Below are 16,872 nucleotides of genomic sequence, written 5' to 3' on the forward strand. Positions count from 1 at the left end.
CCTACTTCCCGACCAATAAGGTAATTCTGTCTCGCACCACGGGAAGTCTAATCGATAGCAGTAACAGTATCACTCCGGCATAAATCGATACAGTCTGCAAGTCATTTTTACCAGCCTTATGCCACCAGTAGTGCGCAATCACCGTACAAGCAATGATATAGATTAATCGATGTAATAAGCTCCAACGACGTCCCAACTGGCGGACTGCCCAGTGGTTTGATGTGATGGCCAAAGGTATTAATAAAACGAAACTCAAAAATCCCATGGTGATAAATGGTCTTTTGAGAACGTCATGGTTCATCGCCTGAACATCGAGACTCTGATCCAAGAAAAACCAAATGGCGAAATGAACGCAGGCATAGAAAAAACAAAACAGTCCAAACATACGACGATATTTGATTCCCAGACTAGATCCTGTCAAGACACGTAAGGGTGTCATTGCGAGGGTGATACATAAAAATACTAAAGCCCAAGTTCCAGTAGAGCGCGTCATAAACTCGATGGGATTAGCGCCTAAGTCATCCATATATCCCAGCCATACCAAACGCCCCAAGGGAATAAGGGAGATCAGAAACAAGATGCTTTTGAGATACTTCATGAGTAGATGTTAAACGACCCCATCAATATTCTCTGATGGGGTCGCTATTTTTCCTAAGCTTGGACCGAATAAAACAAATGGATCTTATGCCAAGCTCAATCCTTCTTTGTACAACGGGAAGTTGCGTACTGGTCTACCAATGGCTGCAGAGACGGCATTAGCAACTGCTGGCCCAACCACACAAATCGTTGGCTCACCTACTCCACCCCAGAAATCATAAGTTGGTACAAGAACCGTTTCAATTCGAGGTGTAGAGGCTAGTTTGAGCATTGGGTAAGAATCTAAATTCTGTTGCTTGATGCGTCCATTTTCAACTGAGATCTCTGGATTAAAGATGGCACCCAAAGCCATAGCCACAGAACCTTCAATTTGCTCACGCGTTAAATAGGGATTCACCACATGACCAGAGTTCAAAGCAAATACCAGGCGCTTAACGTGCACCATATTGCCATCGACTGAGACCTCAGCAACGCAAGCCGAGTAACTGGCATATCCCATGAACTGTGCTACTCCCCGGAAAGTTCCTGCTGGCAGTGGCTTATCCCAATTTGCTTTTTGGGCCGCCGCATTGAGTACGCCTAAATGTTTCGGATGACTTTGCATCACAGCCTGCCTAAATTTGACAGGATCCTTGCCGGCTGCTTTGGCGCACTCATCCATAAAGCATTCCATAAAAATACCGTTCTGGTTGGTATTCACACCACGCCATGGGCCTACGGGAACATGCGTATTCTTCATGACATATTCAGTCAACAAGGTTGGGAATGTGTAACCTAGCTGCGCATCAGGGCCATTCTCATAAAGACCTTGAAGTTGGCGCTCATCCTTGCCATTTTTGATATTCTGAGGAGCAAGCGTGGCATTAATCGATTGGCCTGCGACTTTGATATGCATACCAGTGATATTGCCACCAGCATCGATACCCGCAGTCATTTTTGCCATCGCAATGGGATGGTAGAAGTCATGCGTCATATCTTCTTCGCGGCTCCAGAGCACTTTCACTGGCACGCCGGGATATTTCATCGCGACCTTGGCAGCAAAAGTGGTGAAGTCTTGTGTGGAACCACGACGACCTAGGCCACAACCAGAATCCAATTTATATATTTCACAATTAGCCAGCGGAATTCCCGTTGCCTCTGATAATGCCGCTAAAGATCCCTCACCATTTTGGGTGGGTACCCAAGCCTCAGCACGATCGCCACTAATTTTGACAGTCGCATTCATCGGCTCCATAGTCACGTGAGCTTGAAAGGGCGTGAAATAAATGGCTTCTACTTTTTTGGCAGAACTATTGATTACTTCGGGCGCATCACCTACCTTGCGTTGCCAGAAGTCACCCTGCTCATCCAAGCCAGCGCGGAGCATTTTGTTAATGTCACCCTGAGAAACATTAGCGCTCTTACCCTCATCCCAAACTATTGGCAAAGTATTCAAAGCAGTATTGGCACGCCACCAAGTGTCTGCAACTACCGCGAGTGTGCTGTCATTAATCTGTACCACGCCTTTAACACCGCGCATATTTTTGATCTTTGATTCGTCATAACTCACCAGCTTGCCACCAAATACTGGGCACGACTTCACCGATGCACTCAACATCCCAGGCATCTGTAAATCTGCGCCATACACTTTAGTACCGTTCACTTTGTTTGCCGTATCTAAACGCGCATAAGGCTGACCGGCCACTTTCCAGTTGCGAGGATCTCTTAAGGTGATTGATTTTGGATCAGGCGGAGTCAAGGTAGATGCCAGTTCAGCCACTTTTCCATAGGTAGTTTTACGACCTGTTGGTACATGGGTAATTACACCCTTATCCACCTTGAGTTCACTGACTGGAACATTCCACTGGTTTGCAGCGGCTTGAACTAACATGATGCGAGCAGCAGCTGCGCCGCGGCGCACATAATCCTCAGAGATACGAATACCACGGCTGCCACCAGTTCCGTGCTCACCCCATACCCGCTTACGAGCTAAGCTTTGTCCAGGGGTTGCAGATTGGGTTTTAACATTCTTCCAGTTGCACTCTAACTCTTCTGTAACCAGTTGCGCTAGGCCCGTACGGGTACCTTGGCCCATCTCTGAACGCGCAATTCTGATGTATACCGTGTCATCGGGCTTGATGCCAACCCAAGCATTGACCTCAGCCTCACCAGCCTTGGTCGGTGTATTCGGATCATATTGACCAGCTTGCGCAAAAGCAAACTCTGGCAAAGCACCTACACCCAACATGAGGCCACCACCAACTAGGGTGCCTTTGATAATGAAGTCGCGACGTGAATGATTTTCTAATGTCATCTTCTTCCCCTTAACCACGAGTCGCTGGAGAAGCTTGGTATTGCGCCAACACTTCCGCTAATTTTTTCTGACCAGAGGCGACATGAATGCCATCCCGAATTTTTTGATAGGTGCCACAACGACAGATATTCGACATCGCATTATCAATATCGGCATCAGTAGGCTTTGGAATTCTTTTTAATAAGGCTGCTGCTGCCATGACCTGACCAGACTGGCAATAGCCACATTGCGGAACATCGAGTGCGATCCAGGCTTTTTGCACAGGATGACTATTGTCTTTAGAAAGTGATTCGATCGTGGTGATCTTAGCGGCACCAACCACAGAAACCGGAACAGAGCATGAACGTACCGGCTCACCATTCATATAGACGGTGCAGGCGCCGCATTGAGCCACTCCGCAGCCGTACTTTGTACCTGTCAATCCGACCACTTCGCGGATAGCCCACAATAAGGGCATATTGGGTTCTACGTCGATATTATGTGTCTGACCATTAATATTGAGCTGCATATTGCCTCCTATTTATTATTTTCAAATGACTATAAATCATTATTGGTTTTTTGTGGGCGCACATCAATTTCTCCCACCGCCAGGCGTAATTTGCTATTCTGAGCCATCAATTAAGGATATTTATGACAAACGAAAATCAAACCCAAAACGACGAAGATTTTGACTATGGGTGCGAATGTGCCATGACCCTACTCAATGAGCCAACCGAAGATTGCCTCAATGACTTAATTGACGAGTTAGACGAAGACGGCATGATCGCTACCGAAGTGGTCTACGGCTTACTAGCGACGATTTTGATGAGCCTAAATGAAGAAGATCACGAAGGCGAAGAACATTAACTTCTAAGTCTGGACCTGTAAGGCAAAAGCGTCCATGGCTTTTGCCATCTGAATATCCAATGCAGTCAACGCTTTTGCTGAGTGAGTGCTGAGGTGCACCACCACCTTATTCCAAGAATTGGTCCAATCTGGATGATGATCAATCTCCTCAGCATATTGGGCACATAAAGCCATAAAGGCGAATGCCTGCTTAAAGTCCTGAAAAATAAATTCCCGGGTCAATTGAATACCGGAGGGTTCGAGCACCCAATGAGGAATCACTCCTTTAAAGTCAAAGTCGATTGTTAAAGCCTGCTGACTCATTTAAGCTCCACACTTTGCGATAAGCATTTCAAATCCTCTGCATCAAGCCAACGCCATTGACCCTCAGCGAGATCTGCTGGCATGACATAAGCACCGATTTCAGCGCGATGTAACTTGGCCACATGATTACCCACTGCAGCCATCATACGCTTTACCTGATGATACCGACCCTCCACAATTGTCATTGCTAAGACATGCTCGGAAAGCTGCTTACAAGCGGTGGCATAACATGGCTTTGGATCATCATCTAGAACGACGCCATTCATCAGGTGATCGATTTGAGATTGTGTAATTGGTTCTGGCGTTGTGATTTCATAGACTTTGCCGATATTCTTTTTTGGCGTTGTCATTTTATGAATGAACTGACCATCATCAGAAATCAAGAGTAGTCCTGTAGTGTCATAGTCTAAACGCCCAACACATTGCAAGCCCCGCTCAACGAAAGGAGCTGGCAATAGACTGTACACACTAGGGTGATGCGCAGTCTTATGAGAGCACTCGTAGTTGGGGGGCTTGTTAAAAGCGATATACGCTTTTTCGTGATACTCCCAATCTGCACCCTCGACGTTGAGAACAAGTCCTTCAGTCGCAATGCGCTCCTCTGGGTCCTCTGCTAATACACCGTTGACCTTCACGAGGTCAGCATAGACCAAATCGCTGCAATAGCGTCGCGTACCAAAGCCTTGGCTAAAGAGAATTTTTTCAAGGGAAATCGGTTTTGCCATATGCTGCAGAGCATACTACAGAGCACTTCCGCCTAGCCGCTGCCACAGCGGGGAATTCATTATCATTAGACTTATCCATATGAATTGAATTGACGACATGCTCTCCAACCCAAAACCTCGCACACCACTCCATACTCGAGAAATTACTTTTCATGGTTTTGCAAGGGAAGATGGTCTATGGGATATTGAAGGTCACCTCAAAGATTACAAACCAACACCTTTTGTCACTGGCGAAACTACTTGGCAACCTGGCGAAGCTTTTCATGACATGTGGGTCCGTCTTACGCTCAATGATGAACTGGTTATCCAAGATATTGAGGTGGCGATGGATGGTCATCCACATCCTGAATGTCCTCAAGCTATGCCTCCAATGATAGGACTGATTGGTGAGCGCTTGGGTAAGGGTTGGCGCAAAACGATCCAAACACATTTGGGTGGCATTGCAGGTTGTACCCATTTACGCGAACTACTCAATAGTTTGGCGACTGCCGCTTTTCAATCGATCCCAAGGGCTCTATTTGATCCCGATGAAAATAAGCCGCCCCTCTATCTAGGCACCTGCAAGTCCTGGGATTTCAATGGCCCCGTTGTGATGCGTATTTATCCCCAGTTTTACCGCTGGCAAGACCAAGATAAAAAGTCTTAGAGCTTAGAGCTCTCCGCGGTGAATCGTGGTCCCTCCAAAAGACTGCTGAATTGGCATAATTTCTACTGCATTGATGTTCATATGGGGAGGCAATAAAGCAGCCCAATAAATCGCTTCAGCAATATCGTCTGAGCTCAACGCTTGCACGTTCTCATAGACTTTTGCTGCCTTAGCATCATCGCCTTTAAAACGAACATTAGAGTATTCAGTTCCAGAGCTAAGGCCTGGCTCAACACAAGTGACTCGTAAGCGCGTACCAAGTAAGTCTGCACGTAAGTTCAAACTAAATTGCTTCACAAATGCTTTGGTAGCTCCATACACATTGCTTCCAGGATAAGGATAAAGACCTGCAACCGAGCCAACATTAATAATATGGCCACATTTACGCTCAACCATACCTGTCAAAAACGCATGGGTCATATGAACTAAACCTTTGACATTGGTATCAATCATTTGATCCCAATCAGAAATGCTGGTTTTATAAGCAGGCTCTAAGCCTAAAGCAAGACCGGCATTATTCACGAGTACAGTGACATTCGCAAAGTCAGCAGGTAAAGTTTTTGGCAATGCGTCTACTTTAGCGCTATCACAGACATCAACTACAAGAGTCAATAATTTTTTCTGCTGCTCTGCTGGCAAAGATGCTTTGAGCGCCTCTAGACGCTCCGCTCTTCTACCGACTGCAATGACTTTATGGCTGTGAGCCAAAAAACGTCGAGCAGTTGCTTCTCCAAATCCAGCGGTGGCGCCGGTCACTAAAACGGTATGTTCCATATTTCCTCTTTTATTTAAATCATATTTCTCTTAAATGATAAATAAATGAATTATTCACCTATTTAAGATCTCTTTTTTATCAACTGCAAAATATTTTTAAATTGAGGATGGTCAGAAGTCTTCAGCCATTCGAATGCCAGCATTTCAGCCCCCAGCAAAATCACTCCCTGCTGGACTAAACGATCGAGTGCGAGCAATTGATCTTGCGCTAATCTACTGCCACAGGCCTCAGCCACTACCGCCACCTCATACCCCGCCTCGAGCAGACCTAAAGCAGTTTGCATCAAGCAAACATGGGCCTCACATCCAGCCAATACAACCTGAGTAATTTGTGGACTTACCGACTTCATGTAATCCACCAAACCATCTGCTGCAGCATTGAAAGAATGTTTGACTAGAGTCTGGCTGCAGAACTGTTTAATACGCTCATCATTTGGCCCTAATCCCTCTGGATTTTGCTCGGTTCCTAAAATTGGGATATCTAAAGCTTGTGCTACGTTTGCTAAAAATATTGCTGAAGCAATAGCCTTTTCTCCATCATGAATACTGGGCATTAAGCGTGTTTGATAGTCAACTAAAATGAGAATACTCGTGGCTTGATGAATCATGATTTGAATGAATTTAGAGTAATTTTTTCTTGGGCAAGCGCAGTGCTAAATGATCTAAATAGTGTGCTATTAATTCATCAGCACCCTTTCCAAACATCCGAATGCGACCTGTATGGTTGAGTAATAGCACGCCAACAATGTGCGCAAACATCGCAGTCAATTCAGTGTCGGTCTCTTTTGCATTACAACCCAATTTATTCAGAGCACTCTCTTGGGGGCGCATAGCATCTCTGAGGCGCATATTGAGTGCTTGATCCCACTCATTACCTAATCCACGCGGCTTTAAGCCTTGGAAGAGATAAAAACCTAAATCCAAGTCACGTGGGTTATCTCGATAGAACTGGTAGAACGCTAAAGCGCTATGACGCAGCTCCTCAAATGTAGTGCTTGGTTCACTTAATACTCTCTGCGCCGCTTCACCGACAAACGCATTTAGGCGCTCGAGTGATTCGGCAAGTAAAGCGCCATAAATCTCTTCTTTGTTGGCAAAGTAGCTGTAAATAGCTCCCGCTGTATAACCAGCGCGTTTAGCAATCTCGCGCATGCTGACTGCTTCCAAACCAAACTCAATAAACACCGCTGTAGCAGCACTCAGAATATGCTTACGCTTGGCATTCGCTAGCGCCTGCTGACGAAGATCTCGCGGGGAAGAAATCGCTTGGTTCATAGGTTAATTATACGACTGTATTAATAATTGAACAGTGTTTAATTATTGTGTATGATTTGAGCTATTGCCAATATCTAGCACCAGGACCCCTATGAGCCAAAGCACTACCAAATTCATGACCAGCAAAGACTATCAGGAGTCTTTGCGCAGCTTAAAGCCCACAGTATATGTAGACGGTCGCCTCATTGAGTCGGTTGCTGATGAGCCCTCTTTAAGGCCAGGCGTACAAGCTTTGGGGGTGACCTACGATATGGTGCATGATCCTGCTTTAGCACCCTTAATGCTGGCAGATCAAAATGGCGTGCAAGTACCACGAATGTTGCATATCAATCAATCCTCTGGTGATCTGCTGAACAAATTAGAAGCGATACGCGTACTGTGCCAAGAAACTGGTTGTGCTCAACGCTATTTAGCGCATGATGCATTAAATGCAATTGGCCAAGTGTCAGCGCATATCGATGATGCTCGCGGAAGTAATGAGCATCGCGCAAAATTTGCAGAATACCTTTCACATGTTCAGCAAAACGATTTTTCTCTTGGCATTGCGATGACCGATGCCAAAGGCGACAGATCTCGCAGACCTCACGAACAAGCAAACCCAGATACTTATGTTCACGTCGTTTCTCAAGATGCCAAAGGTGTAGTGATTTCTGGAACGAAAGCCATTGTGACTGGTGCGCCTTATATGCATGAGTTTTTAGTCATGCCAGGTCGCAATATGAGCAAAGAGGATGCAGCCTTTGCCATCTGCTGCGCAGTGCCGGTAGACGCGAAAGGTATTACCATCGTTGCCCGCCCTGCAGGTCGCCCAGGCGATAAAGTGGAGCATGGCAAACCATTGTTCTCAAGTAAATATGGGCAATCTACTGGTGTCGTGATTTTCGATAAAGTATTTGTCCCGTGGGAGCGAGTATTTTATGCAGGTGAATGGGAGCACTCTAGCGTCTTAACTTATAGCTATGCCACCCATCATCGTCACAGCTGTATTGCGGCGAGAGCAGGCTTTGGAGATCTTTTAATTGGTGCTGGTGCCTTGATGTGCGAAGCCAATGGTTTTGATCCAGAGACAAAATCCAATTTGCGTGACCCAATGGTTGAGCTCATCAAAATTACCGAAGGGTTTTATGCTTGTGGAGTTGCTGCCAGTGTGTACGGTACTCAAGATCCACATAGCAAATCCTTTATGCCTGAGCCCGTGTTCTCCAACATCGGCAAACTGCTATTGGCTACGCAAATTTACGATATGCATCGCTTAGCTCATGAGGTGTCGGGTGGATTAATCGTAGCACTACCTGGACCCGATGAAGATCACAATCCAGCGACTGCTGCTACCTTAGCAGAAGTCTTGCGTGCTAACCCAGCAGTTCCTTACGATAAGCGCATTGAAGTGGCACGCTTTATTGAAGATTTAACGGCATCCTATCAAGGTGGCTGGTACTCCGTTATCAGCTTGCATGGTGGTGGATCACCTGCTGCAATGAAAAAAGAAATCTATCGCCAATATCCCATTGGCAATAAAGTGGAATTAGTCGAACGTTTATTAGACCGCGGAGTACTGACGAGTAATGATGAGCGGGCGATTACCAAGAACAAACAGCCTGGACGCTGTTGTGATCAAGGTTGTAGTGCTCCAGGTCAAGCAGTGATGGTGCCATTGCCAGAGCCTGGCAGAAGAACTTAATTTTTTCTGAGTAAAGCTGATTTATCAGTTAATAGTACTTCTTTAAATCCATGCCAGCGTACATGCTGGCGACCTCATCAGCATACCCATTAAACATCTGGGTCTTGATCTTAGGGGCAAACATCCCCTTAGCATCACCAATACGACGCTCAGTAGCTTGACTCCAGCGTGGATGGTCAACTTGTGGATTGACGTTGGAATAAAAGCCATACTCACGAGCATCAAATTGATTCCAACTGGTTTTTGGCATCTCTTCAGTAAACCGCATTTTAACAATCGATTTGGCACTCTTAAAACCATATTTCCAAGGCACCACAATACGGACAGGCGCACCGTTTTGCTTTGGCAATACCTCACCATACAGACCGAAAGTGAGGAGAGTAAGTGAATTCATAGCTTCATCCATCCGCAAGCCTTCACGATAAGGCCAGCTAATAATATTGCTACTCAGTCCTGGCATTTGCTTGCGATCAGCTAAGGAAATAAATTCAACATACTTAGCAGAGCCCAGAGGCTCTACTTTATTAATGAGTTTGGCTAGCGAATACCCATCCCAAGGAATCACCATAGACCAACCTTCAACGCAACGCATGCGATAGATCCGCTCTTCCATTGGAGCGAGCTTTAATAAGGCATCAATATCGAGCGTGAGCGGTTTTTTTACTAAGCCTTCAATCGAGATCGTCCAGGGCCGCGTTTGTAAGCTACTGGCATAAGCAACAGGATCAGCCTTATCGGTACCAAACTCATAAAAGTTGTTGTAGCTCGTCACGTATTTATAAGGCGTCGATTCCTCTTTAACGCTATAGGCTGAATTGAGGGTAGCAGCTAATTTATCGGGAGTGGCGGCCAGGGCTTGTCTTGAAAACCAGGGGGCTAGAGCAGCGCCAAAACTACCTGCAGCTGCCGCTTTAATCAAGGTACGACGATTTTCAAAAACCGCTTGAGGCGTGATGTCACTAGAAAGAATGGTTTTATCAAGAAAACGCATGGCGAACCCCATCAAAGTATTGAGTCTATTTTGCTCCTGAAAATAATTTATTGCTTGATGCAGCGATGCTTGCTCAAAACAAAAAAGCAAACCCGAAGGTTTGCCTTTTCTGCTGAAACCTGAATTAAATTAGGCTTTCATAGCCTGCAAGGCTGCGTTGAATGTTGCGCTGGGGCGCATCACGGCCGTGCATTTTTCAGGATCAACTACATAGTAACCACCGATATCAGCAGGCTTACCTTGAACTGCCTTTAGTTCGTCAGTAATTTTCTTCTCGTTTTCAGCCAAAGATTTGGCCAAGGGCGCGAAGTAAGCTTGTAGCTCTTTATCTTCCGTTTGTGCAGCCAAAGCCTCAGCCCAATACAACGCCAAGTAGAACTGGCTACCGCGGTTATCTAACTCACCAGTGCGTGGTGAAGGTGACTTATTGTTATCCAATAATTTGCCAGTCGCATCATCCAGAGTGCGCGCTAAGATTTTCACTTTAGCGTTACCAGTCTTGTCACCAATATCTTCGAGTGACACACCCAAGGCTAAAAATTCACCTAACGAATCCCAGCGTAAGTGATTTTCTTCTACGAGTTGTTGCACATGCTTAGGAGCAGAACCACCAGCACCAGTTTCAAATAAGCCGCCACCAGCCATCAAAGGCACAATGGATAGCATTTTTGCGCTAGTGCCCAATTCCATAATAGGGAACAAGTCGGTGAGGTAGTCACGCAAGATGTTGCCGGTAACAGAAATAGTGTCTTTACCACGTATCACACGCTCTAAGGTGTAACGCATTGCGCGAGTCTGAGACATGATCTGGATATCGATACCCTCGAGATCGTAATCCTTGAGATAAGTCTTTACCTTCTTAATCAACTCTGCTTCGTGGGGGCGGTACTCGTCTAACCAAAATACTGCTGGAGTATTAGAGAGGCGTGCACGATTGACTGCCAATTTGACCCAGTCACGAATCGGAGCATCTTTACATTGGCACATACGCCAGATATCACCAGCTTCTACATGTTGCTCAAGCAATACAGTGCCGTCGTCCGCAACGATACGGGCTACACCTGCTTCTAAGATCTCAAAAGTCTTGTCATGCGAACCATATTCCTCAGCCTGCTGAGCCATCAAGCCAACGTTAGGTACAGTGCCCATAGTGGTTGGATCAAAGTTACCATGTGTCTTACAGAAATTGATGATCTCTTGATAGATGCGGGCAAAAGTACTTTCTGGAATCACTGCTTTAGTGTCATGCAAGCGACCATCCGCGCCCCACATCTTGCCGCCCACCCGAATCATGGCAGGCATAGAAGCATCCACGATCACGTCGCTTGGAGAGTGTAAGTTGGTAATACCTTTGGCAGAATCTACCATCGCCAATGCTGGGCGATGCTCATGACACGCATGAATATCTTGAATAATTTCTTCACGCTTAGATTCAGGCAAGGTTTTGATTTTCTCGTACAAGCTGCTCATGCCGTTATTGACGTTGACGCCTAGCTCATCAAATAGCTTGCCATGTTTAGCAAACGCATCTTTATAGAAAATTTTGACGGCGTGACCAAAGACGATCGGATGAGAAACTTTCATCATGGTAGCCTTGACGTGCAAGGACAGCATCATGCCTGTCTTATATGCATCTTCGATTTCTTTTTCATAGAAATCGCACAAGGCTTTTTTGCTCATATACATGCTGTCGATAATTTCGCCAGCCAATAAAGAGACTCTTGGTTTGAGCACAATCGTTTTGCCACTCTTCGTTACCAAGTCCATTTTCACATCGCAGGCCTTAGTCATCGTCATCGACTTTTCACCAGCATAGAAATCGCCGCCATGCATGTGTGACACGTGCGTACGGGAAGCTTGGCTCCACTCACCCATCGAGTGAGGATTTTTACGGGCATACCGTTTGACTGCATTCGGGGCGCGACGATCTGAGTTTCCTTCGCGCAAGACTGGATTGACAGAGCTCCCTAAACACTTTGAGTAACGAGTGCGGATAGCCTTCTCTTCATCGGTCTTAGGATCTTCAGGAAAATGAGGGATCTTGTATCCCTTATCTTGTAATTCTTTAATGGCAGCGAGCAGCTGAGGAACAGAAGCACTGATATTGGGTAGCTTAATAATGTTGGCGTCAGGCATTAAGGTCATCTTGCCCAGCTCAGCCAAATTATCAGGAACCCGTTGCTCAGGAGCTAAACAATCAGAAAATTCAGCCAAGATACGTCCAGCCACTGAAATATCGCTTTCTACTACCTCCACTCCAGCTGGAGCTGTAAAGGTACGGATGATCGGCAGAAATGCGCAGGTCGCCAAAAATGGCGCCTCGTCTGTCAGCGTGTAAATAATCTTTGATGTGCCTGAAGCCATGGATGTTTCCTTACTATTGATCAATAGACAGGGTCAGATTTTGACCCCACCACTCCTAGAGTCCGCATTCTGTCCGCCCGCTTTTAGCAGGCTTACTGATATGCCGAGCCTTCTATTTTAAATCATTGGGATTGGCAAAAATGGGGGTTTTGCACCCCAAAGTCGCAAATCAGCGCTAATTTAAGGAAATCCACCAAAATAACTAAAGCGGAAAATTCCTCGTAAACTGCAAGCCATGATGAGCAAGCACCCTTTACTGAATAAAAACTTGGTGCTGCTGATTGTTTGCCAGGGTCTATTTCTGACCAATAACGTCACCTTCATCGCGATCAATGGCTTGGTTGGCCTCAGCCTTGCCCCAGTGAGTTGGATGGCTACGCTGCCAGTCATGGGCTATGTTGTTGGGGCCGCCTTTTCCACTTCTATCGTGGCCAAATCTCAAAACCACTTTGGCAGAAAGATCTCTTTTCAGTTGGGACTGCTCGTAGCAGTGCTATCCGCCCTGTTATGCGCCTATGCAGCTCTGAGCCGTAACTTTTGGCTTTTGGTAACGGGCACGTTTATTGCTGGTTATTACAGCGCCAATGGCCAACTCTACCGTTTTGCTGCAGCAGAACTTACCGTAGCGAGTCAACGTGACAAAGCCGTGTCTTGGGTATTGGCAGGCGGAATCTTGGGAGCCGTCATTGGGCCGAACCTAGCCTCCTGGACCCGCAATCTTTTTGACACTGCATTCTTGGGCGCCTACCTCACGCTTTCGATTGCCGGCCTAATGGGGATCGTCGTAATGCAATTCATCCACTTCCCTACCGAATTCAAAACCGAGCACTCTCTAGCGGATGGACGCCCTCTAAAGGTCATCCTCAAGCAACCCGTGTTTATGGTTGCTGTAATTGGTGCAGCACTTGGTTACGGGGTGATGAATCTGCTGATGGCAGCCACACCCTTAGCGATGCAAATTTGTGGCCTGCCTTTTTCGGATACAGCCCTAGTTTTGGAGTGGCATGTCATTGGCATGTTTGCGCCAGGATTTTTTACTGGCACCTTAATACAACGTTTTGGTGCCCTCAAGATTATGAGCATCGGAGTCGTACTCAACTTCATCTGTATTCTGATTGCACTCACCGGTACAGACCTTCGTCAATTTTTGATTGCCCTCTTTTTATTAGGCGTTGGCTGGAACTTTTTATTCACAGGCTCAACCTCTTTGGCGATGACTGCCTACAAACCCGATGAGCGTGATAAAGCGCAAGCAGCGATTAACTTCTTTGTATTTGGCACGATGGCCTTCACTTCCTTTGGTTCTGGTGCCTTAATTACCTCACAAGGCTGGAGTATTTTGAACCTCGGCTCTCTGATTCCTGTGATCATTACTGCGCTGGCACTCCTTTGGCTATCAGCCCAGAATAAGAAGCAGAAAATCGCTTAAGACGCTCTCGCTAGCGGCAAATTAAATAATAAGTTTTGTGGCTTTAGCTTTAATTGCTGCTGATCATTCATGGCAATAGCAAGATAGACGGGCTTCCCTTGCTGCACCTTAGTCACCGCAGTCTCGTCAATAAAGTCAAGACGAAATAGACAAATCACTTTCTCAAGCTCATCTGCTTCTAACAATTCTTTGTTATAAAGTTTATTCAAGATGTCAGTTGCTGCCGCATCTAAACCGACATGCCAGGACCACTTAGGATCACTAATTTGCTGCATTGGGGTAATGCGTACTGACACCCCCAGAAAATGTTTAATCCACTTTTCTAGTACGCGACAAAAATGATTAATTGGCTCATGCCCAAAATTGAGTTGAACGGCAAAATCAAAGTCCTCATTACGCGTCCAATATTCGGCAGCATTGTCTTCATACAAAACATCAAGATCAGCAGACTTCGTGAGCATGGATTTACCTTTCAGTAAGTCCATGATGTTGCCGGACTCGCCCGCTTGCGCATTACGAGTAACCACCTCTTCGTCGGCGGCCATGACAATGCTGTCCTCCAATACAGTGATTTTTTGAGTTCTAAAGAAGATCTCGCCCATGCGTACTTCCAGCGGATGCGTATCATCTCCCAAGATATGGCGCACAAAAATTTGGGCTAGTTGCATCACAAATAAGGGAGGCACATCAACCCCATCTCCCTTAAATAAACTCATATAAAAACCTTCTAAGGAGCTTGCTGCTAATAGACGTGTTCGGTAGCGAAGCCAAACTCGATAGTTTTCCTGAATATCCTCATCAGCCATCGCCGTAATCTCTTGCTCGGTAATTTCTGTACGAGGGTTTTCAGTAAGGCGCTGATGCAGCGCTTGCTCGGCAGCACAAGATTCTGGAACTAGGCTGAGTTCAGGTCTTTGCAAATAGGTGCGTAAAAAATCGTCTGTTACCAACAACTGCCCATCAGGGCTGGTTAGCAGGGTTTGATATGCAGAATTGGGCCAGTAGTTACTCATGTCATTCCGTTTTCATTGCGCTTACAGTAAGAATCTAGAGCTCAGAATATACTAGCCAGTCATTTTGTACCCAATAGGAAAAATCATGACCGAACTCAAAAAAATCGATACCGTTGTTGGTGACGGCAAAGAGGCTGCTACTGGCAATGACGTTGATGTGCATTACACCGGCTGGCTCTATGACGAAAATGCCCCTGACCATAAAGGCCAGAAATTTGACAGCTCACTGGATCGCGGTCAGCTCTTTAGTTTTCCCTTGGGCGCAGGCCATGTGATTAAGGGTTGGGACCAAGGCGTTGCGGGCATGAAGATTGGCGGCAAGCGCACTTTAATTATCCCTTCTGAAATGGGTTATGGGGCCAGGGGTGCTGGCGGCGTCATCCCTCCTAATGCGACTCTGGTCTTTGATGTGGAATTACACGGTGTGAACTAAGCACTGCTCTTAGCTACTTAGCCAAAATAAAAGCCACCCGAGGGTGGCTTTTTTAATTATTCAGCTTCGTACAACTCTTAAATTAAGAGCGTACGTCTTTACCATTCAAGCTTAAGCGATTTATCGAGCGGGTTTGGCACAAGCTAATCAAGCGGTTACGTTCTGCCATCACTTTATCTGTATAACCACCATCATCTTCTATATTGGCCGCGCCAACATAGAACTTCAGACCATTACGCAAAGAACCTGCGGTGGCAATGAGGTACTTCAAGATATAAGCGCCAACACGAATATTGACCTCAGGCTTGACCGCTTCTTGCGTGCCACCAAACAAGGCATATTTCTCACGGTGCACTGAAGTCATTACCTGCATCAATCCTTCTGCGCCTGCATGACTCTTGATATTGGGATTGAAGTTGGACTCTACAGAGATCACCGCCAATAACAATACGGGATCAATGTTCACTTCCTTGGCAATCAAGATCGTATTAGAAACATATTCTTCAATCTTCGCGCGATCGAGACTGTATTTCTTTTCAAAGAAATCTGCAACTGCACGTTGATTCTGAATCGAACCCATCAAATTGCTATCCAAGGCTTGAGGGTCGATCTTGGATGTTGGAATGCGATCAGCCAAATGAGAGATCGACTTCACTTGAATCTTCGCGACTGAGGGCGCTAACAAAGCAATGGTTTGTTGTTTGGCGCTTGGAAAGCCAGAGCCGCCAGGGATTGATTTTGGGTAAATGACACTCGCAATATTTGTTTCAGAGGCAACGGAAGCAGAGCTCTCATTAGCACTCTTATATTGATCGAGCATGCTAAAGCCATTGCTCCACACGATATGGCGCGCCTCATCTGGCACCAAGATACGGGCGAGATCGAAGGCACCCGCATTCGTCCCATTACCTGATAGCCAAAAACCTACTACCATGAAGACGCTCAGAGCCAATAGGCCGTTAACGACTCGATAGACTGGAGCCATCGCCTGGGCTAGCAGCGCCTTAGCACTCAAAAAGGCTGGTTGCCTATCGAGCATCTCAATCAAATTTTTGGATAAATATTTAATCATTCACCTTGTCGCGAGCAGTTCAAAACTTTATAAAGAATTTTGCTGCAATGCAATATTTAAAAAACATGGGTCATCCTAAAAAGGTTCTTATATCAAGTCAAGAATAAGGAAAGCTGTTTCAATAACTTTTAGGTCTTGAATTACGGGAGTTCCCGTATATGCACCAAATAAATCATATTAAGTCTATTTAAATCAATGACTTATGGAAGTTAAGAAGCACTAATTTCATTTTATAAAAAATTACCTAAATCTAGACTTTTTTACTATTCGGAATGAAAAATTGCCTGCAAAAACCATACATCTAGTATTTCAGTCGCTCAAAATTTCTACCGGTAGTATCAGGCTGACTAATGCTGCAGGACATTATTTTTCAAGACTTTGAGTTCTTGAGCTCCCAACCTGAGTCCAGTAAGGATCAATTTCTGACTAG

General features: G+C 45.8%; 17 protein-coding genes. 5 read left to right on the forward strand and 12 right to left on the reverse strand.

Features of this window, described 5'->3' with window-relative positions:
• Position 1: 1 nt before the first annotated feature.
• From VC178_RS00995 to VC178_RS01005, 3 genes are all read right to left on the reverse strand, one after another.
• Positions 2–598 (reverse strand): protein-methionine-sulfoxide reductase heme-binding subunit MsrQ, encoded by a 597-nt coding sequence (locus VC178_RS00995; RefSeq protein ID WP_323481281.1) that lies wholly within the window; start codon positions 596–598, stop codon positions 2–4.
• An 84-nt stretch (positions 599–682) separates the two neighbouring features.
• Positions 683–2,890, reverse strand: a complete 2,208-nt coding sequence (locus VC178_RS01000; protein WP_323481282.1) for a xanthine dehydrogenase family protein molybdopterin-binding subunit — start codon at positions 2,888–2,890, stop codon at positions 683–685.
• 10 nt (positions 2,891–2,900) lie between these two features.
• The gene (locus tag VC178_RS01005; RefSeq protein WP_215296390.1) at positions 2,901–3,398 is read right to left on the reverse strand and encodes a (2Fe-2S)-binding protein; all 498 of its coding nucleotides are present in this window, start codon (positions 3,396–3,398) and stop codon (positions 2,901–2,903) included.
• Positions 3,399–3,520: 122 nt separating this feature from the next.
• Here VC178_RS01005 and VC178_RS01010 point away from each other — a divergent pair, with 122 nt between their 5' ends.
• Entirely contained in the window at positions 3,521–3,736 is a 216-nt protein-coding gene (locus VC178_RS01010) for a hypothetical protein (RefSeq protein WP_215296389.1), read from the forward strand.
• Between the two features lie 3 nt (positions 3,737–3,739).
• On the opposite strand, the gene VC178_RS01015 is transcribed toward VC178_RS01010, so the two are convergent.
• Both VC178_RS01015 and VC178_RS01020 read right to left on the reverse strand, forming a co-directional pair.
• On the reverse strand, positions 3,740–4,039 hold the full coding sequence (locus VC178_RS01015) for a 4a-hydroxytetrahydrobiopterin dehydratase (protein WP_215319716.1): 300 nt from the start codon (positions 4,037–4,039) through the stop codon (positions 3,740–3,742).
• Positions 4,036–4,764: a pseudouridine synthase gene (locus VC178_RS01020; protein WP_215319715.1), complete on the reverse strand. Its 729-nt coding sequence runs from the start codon at positions 4,762–4,764 to the stop codon at positions 4,036–4,038. The genes VC178_RS01015 and VC178_RS01020 overlap by 4 nt, the downstream gene beginning before the upstream one ends.
• A 97-nt stretch (positions 4,765–4,861) precedes the next feature.
• Here VC178_RS01020 and VC178_RS01025 point away from each other — a divergent pair, with 97 nt between their 5' ends.
• Entirely contained in the window at positions 4,862–5,410 is a 549-nt protein-coding gene (locus VC178_RS01025; RefSeq protein ID WP_323481283.1) for a DUF2889 domain-containing protein, read from the forward strand.
• Positions 5,411–5,413: 3 nt separating this feature from the next.
• Here VC178_RS01025 and VC178_RS01030 read toward each other — a convergent pair whose 3' ends face one another.
• From VC178_RS01030 to VC178_RS01040, 3 genes are all read right to left on the reverse strand, one after another.
• On the reverse strand, positions 5,414–6,184 hold the full coding sequence (locus tag VC178_RS01030) for an SDR family NAD(P)-dependent oxidoreductase (protein ID WP_215296385.1): 771 nt from the start codon (positions 6,182–6,184) through the stop codon (positions 5,414–5,416).
• A gap of 62 nt (positions 6,185–6,246) precedes the next feature.
• Entirely contained in the window at positions 6,247–6,792 is a 546-nt protein-coding gene (locus VC178_RS01035; RefSeq protein ID WP_323481284.1) for an isochorismatase family protein, read from the reverse strand.
• Between the two features lie 13 nt (positions 6,793–6,805).
• Positions 6,806–7,459 (reverse strand): helix-turn-helix domain-containing protein, encoded by a 654-nt coding sequence (locus VC178_RS01040; protein ID WP_323481285.1) that lies wholly within the window; start codon positions 7,457–7,459, stop codon positions 6,806–6,808.
• A gap of 91 nt (positions 7,460–7,550) precedes the next feature.
• Between VC178_RS01040 and VC178_RS01045 the strand changes: the two genes are divergently transcribed.
• A complete protein-coding gene (locus tag VC178_RS01045; protein ID WP_323481286.1) occupies positions 7,551–9,140 on the forward strand; it encodes a 4-hydroxyphenylacetate 3-hydroxylase family protein in 1,590 nt (529 codons plus the stop codon).
• A gap of 28 nt (positions 9,141–9,168) precedes the next feature.
• Here VC178_RS01045 and msrP read toward each other — a convergent pair whose 3' ends face one another.
• Positions 9,169–10,131 (reverse strand): protein-methionine-sulfoxide reductase catalytic subunit MsrP, encoded by a 963-nt coding sequence (gene msrP, locus VC178_RS01050; protein WP_323481287.1) that lies wholly within the window; start codon positions 10,129–10,131, stop codon positions 9,169–9,171.
• 129 nt (positions 10,132–10,260) lie between these two features.
• Complete coding sequence (locus VC178_RS01055; protein ID WP_323481288.1) at positions 10,261–12,495, reverse strand: NADP-dependent isocitrate dehydrogenase; 2,235 nt, start codon at positions 12,493–12,495, stop codon at positions 10,261–10,263.
• 256 nt (positions 12,496–12,751) lie between these two features.
• Here VC178_RS01055 and VC178_RS01060 point away from each other — a divergent pair, with 256 nt between their 5' ends.
• Positions 12,752–13,924, forward strand: a complete 1,173-nt coding sequence (locus VC178_RS01060) for an MFS transporter (RefSeq protein ID WP_323481578.1) — start codon at positions 12,752–12,754, stop codon at positions 13,922–13,924.
• Here VC178_RS01060 and VC178_RS01065 read toward each other — a convergent pair.
• A complete protein-coding gene (locus VC178_RS01065; RefSeq protein WP_323481289.1) occupies positions 13,921–14,937 on the reverse strand; it encodes a DUF6352 family protein in 1,017 nt (338 codons plus the stop codon). The two genes, VC178_RS01060 and VC178_RS01065, sit on opposite strands and share 4 nt — an antisense overlap.
• Positions 14,938–15,022: 85 nt before the next feature.
• Between VC178_RS01065 and VC178_RS01070 the strand changes: the two genes are divergently transcribed.
• Positions 15,023–15,370 carry an FKBP-type peptidyl-prolyl cis-trans isomerase gene (locus VC178_RS01070; RefSeq protein ID WP_215296378.1) on the forward strand — a complete coding sequence of 116 codons (348 nt, stop codon included), beginning with the start codon at positions 15,023–15,025 and terminating at the stop codon, positions 15,368–15,370.
• Positions 15,371–15,452: 82 nt separating this feature from the next.
• On the opposite strand, the gene VC178_RS01075 is transcribed toward VC178_RS01070, so the two are convergent.
• On the reverse strand, positions 15,453–16,442 hold the full coding sequence (locus VC178_RS01075; protein WP_323481290.1) for a transglycosylase SLT domain-containing protein: 990 nt from the start codon (positions 16,440–16,442) through the stop codon (positions 15,453–15,455).
• Between the last annotated feature and the right edge of the window lie 430 nt (positions 16,443–16,872).

This window comes from Polynucleobacter sp. AP-Sanab-80-C2 (genome assembly GCF_035012965.1).
Taxonomy (GTDB): domain Bacteria; phylum Pseudomonadota; class Gammaproteobacteria; order Burkholderiales; family Burkholderiaceae; genus Polynucleobacter.